This window comes from Arthrobacter sp. NPDC080086 (assembly GCF_040702285.1).
Genome location: NZ_JBFBKP010000162.1, coordinates 1 through 2,351 on the forward strand (window position 1 = coordinate 1; position 2,351 = coordinate 2,351).

3 protein-coding genes are annotated in these 2,351 nt (G+C 72.4%); 2 read left to right on the forward strand and 1 reads right to left on the reverse strand.

The window, feature by feature from the left end:
* Positions 1-443: 443 nt before the first annotated feature.
* On the reverse strand, positions 444-1,091 hold the full coding sequence (locus tag AB0305_RS22980; protein WP_364136835.1) for a GNAT family protein: 648 nt from the start codon (positions 1,089-1,091) through the stop codon (positions 444-446).
* A 94-nt stretch (positions 1,092-1,185) separates the two neighbouring features.
* Here AB0305_RS22980 and AB0305_RS22985 point away from each other — a divergent pair, with 94 nt between their 5' ends.
* Positions 1,186-1,731 carry an A24 family peptidase gene (locus tag AB0305_RS22985; RefSeq protein ID WP_364136837.1) on the forward strand — a complete coding sequence of 182 codons (546 nt, stop codon included), beginning with the start codon at positions 1,186-1,188 and terminating at the stop codon, positions 1,729-1,731.
* A gap of 10 nt (positions 1,732-1,741) precedes the next feature.
* Complete coding sequence (locus AB0305_RS22990; RefSeq protein ID WP_364136839.1) at positions 1,742-2,212, forward strand: NUDIX domain-containing protein; 471 nt, start codon at positions 1,742-1,744, stop codon at positions 2,210-2,212.
* The last annotated feature ends 139 nt before the right edge of the window (positions 2,213-2,351 follow it).

Here is a 2,351-nt window from a genome sequence, read left to right on the forward strand (position 1 = left end):
CACGGCCCCTTCGTTTGTCGGCGTGGCCGGGTTCGCCGGGCCACGGCCCCTTCGTTTGTCGGCGTGGCCGGGTTCGCCGGGCCACGGCCCCTTCGCCGTCGCTTAGACACGTCCCATTGGCCCCCGCCGGTCGCTGGGCGACCTCTGGAGGCCAATGTGCCGCGATGCGCGACTACGCGAAGAGCCCGCGGCGCGGCTCGTGCGTAGCACCCGCGCGGGGCTGCGGGGGCCCGCGAAGGAGCGCATCGCCGACCAGAGCGCAGCGAAGGTCGCCCAGCGACCGCAGCGCAGCGACGGGAGGTGTCTAAGCGACGGCGGGGCGCCGTCGCCCCGCAACCCGACGTACCCCGCGAACCCAGCCACGGGGGTGCCCCCCGTGCGGGACGCCGCCGCCCCGCACCCGACGTGCCCCCGGAACCCGGCCAAGGGCGGCAGGGAACTACCTACGAGATGCCGAGGAACCGTGCGGTGGGTTCGTGGCCGTGGACTGTGAGGGGCCAGTCGGGGCGCTTGAAGGTGGCGGGCGTGAGGCGGACGCGCTGGGAGTCCTGGAAGTCGCCGCCCCAGTTGACCCGGACGGTGCCGTTGAGTTCGTAGCCGAGCGAGCGCGAGACGCCCAGGGACTGCTGGTTCCAGGCGGCCGCCTCGGACTCGGCCACCTCCGCGCCCAGCCAGTCGAAGGCGTAGAGCGCGACCGCGGCGCGCATCTCCTTGCCGAAGCCCTGGCCGTGGACACTGCGCTTCAGCCAGGACCCGGTGCCGACGGTCTTAAGCGTGGCGAAGTCCTTGCCCCCGACGTCCTGGCAGCCGATGAATTCGCCGTCGTGCCAGATGCCCAGCAGCAGCGTCCATTCCTCCGGACGCATCCCTGCCCGGCAGCGCCAGTACCACTTCGCCATGTTCGGGCCCAGTTCCTCGGCGGGCTTCTCGGCCCATGGCGAGCTGAACGGGTTCCGCCCCGGCTCGTGCACGCCGGAGAGGGCCGCGTCGATGGCTGCCGGGATGTCTCCGTCCTGGATGGGGCGCAGGGTCAGCCGCGGGGTGCGGAGGCTCAGGGCGAAGGGCGGCCAGAAAGCGGCGGTATCGGTCATCGGGGAAGCCTACCCATGCCGGCGGAGTCACACCAGTCACACCAATGCACCGCGTCCGCAGCGTCCGCCGGGCAACATCGAGTAGCATCCGAGGGTGATCCAACGACTGGGCGAGCTGGGAGCGGCGACGCCGGCCTTCTGGCTGGCGGCCCTGGCCTGCCTGTACTTCCTGGTCCTGGCGGTGCGGCTGACCGTGATCGACGTCCGCCACCACCTCCTGCCCAACCGCATCGTCTTCCCCGCCTACCCGGTGGCCGGCGTTCTGCTGCTGGGCGCGGCGCTGCTGGCGGCGATGACCGGGCACGACGGCGGGACGTCCGCCGCCCTGTTCGGCGTCCCGGGCCTGCGGGTGCTGGCCGGCGCGGCCGCGCTGTGGCTCTTCTACTTCCTGCTGCGCGCCGTGTACCCGGCCGGGATGGGCTTCGGGGACGTGAAGCTGGCCGGGGTCCTCGGCCTGTACCTGGGCTTCCTGGGCTGGGGGCACCTGTTCGCCGCCACCTTCGCGGCCTTCCTCTTCGGCGGGCTCTGGGGCGTGGCACTGCTGGCCTCCCGTCGCGGGACCCTGAAGTCGGACATCCCGTTCGGACCCTTCATGCTGGCCGGCTCCGCGGCGGCCATGCTGCTCCTGCCCGCAGGATAGGCTGGCAGGCATGGCCACCCCCGACTTCATCCTGACCCTGCGCGAAAAAGTCGGCCACGACATGCTCTGGATTCCCGGCGCCCGCGCGGTGGTGTTCGACGACGCGGGCCGGGTGTTGTTGGGCCAGCGCGCGGACAACGGCCGCTGGGGCCTGATCACCGGCATCCTGGAACCCGGCGAGGAACCGGCGCCCGGGATGCTCCGCGAGGTGTTGGAGGAAACCGGCGTCGTGGCGGTGGCCGAGCGGCTGGTTTCGGTGGACACGGTGGGACCCACGGTCTACCCGAACGGGGACAGCTGCCATTTCCTGACCCTGGTGTTCCGCTGCCGCTACGTCTCCGGTGAGGCCCGGGTCAACGACGACGAATCCCTCGCCGTGGGCTGGTTCCACGCGGAAGACTTCCCGGAGCTGCTGCCGGGCCATCTGGAGGACATCGAGCGGGCCCGCGAGGCCGACGGGGCCGCTTATTTCCGCCGATAGTCCACGTCCGCCGGTAGATCCGGGCACTCCAGACACCGCAAACGGCGGCGGGGGGGCGCGCGGGGGGCGGGGTGGGCCCCGCCCGGGGGGGTCGGGCCCCCCGGGGGGGGGGGGGTGTCCCCGGGGGCCAACGCTTTTT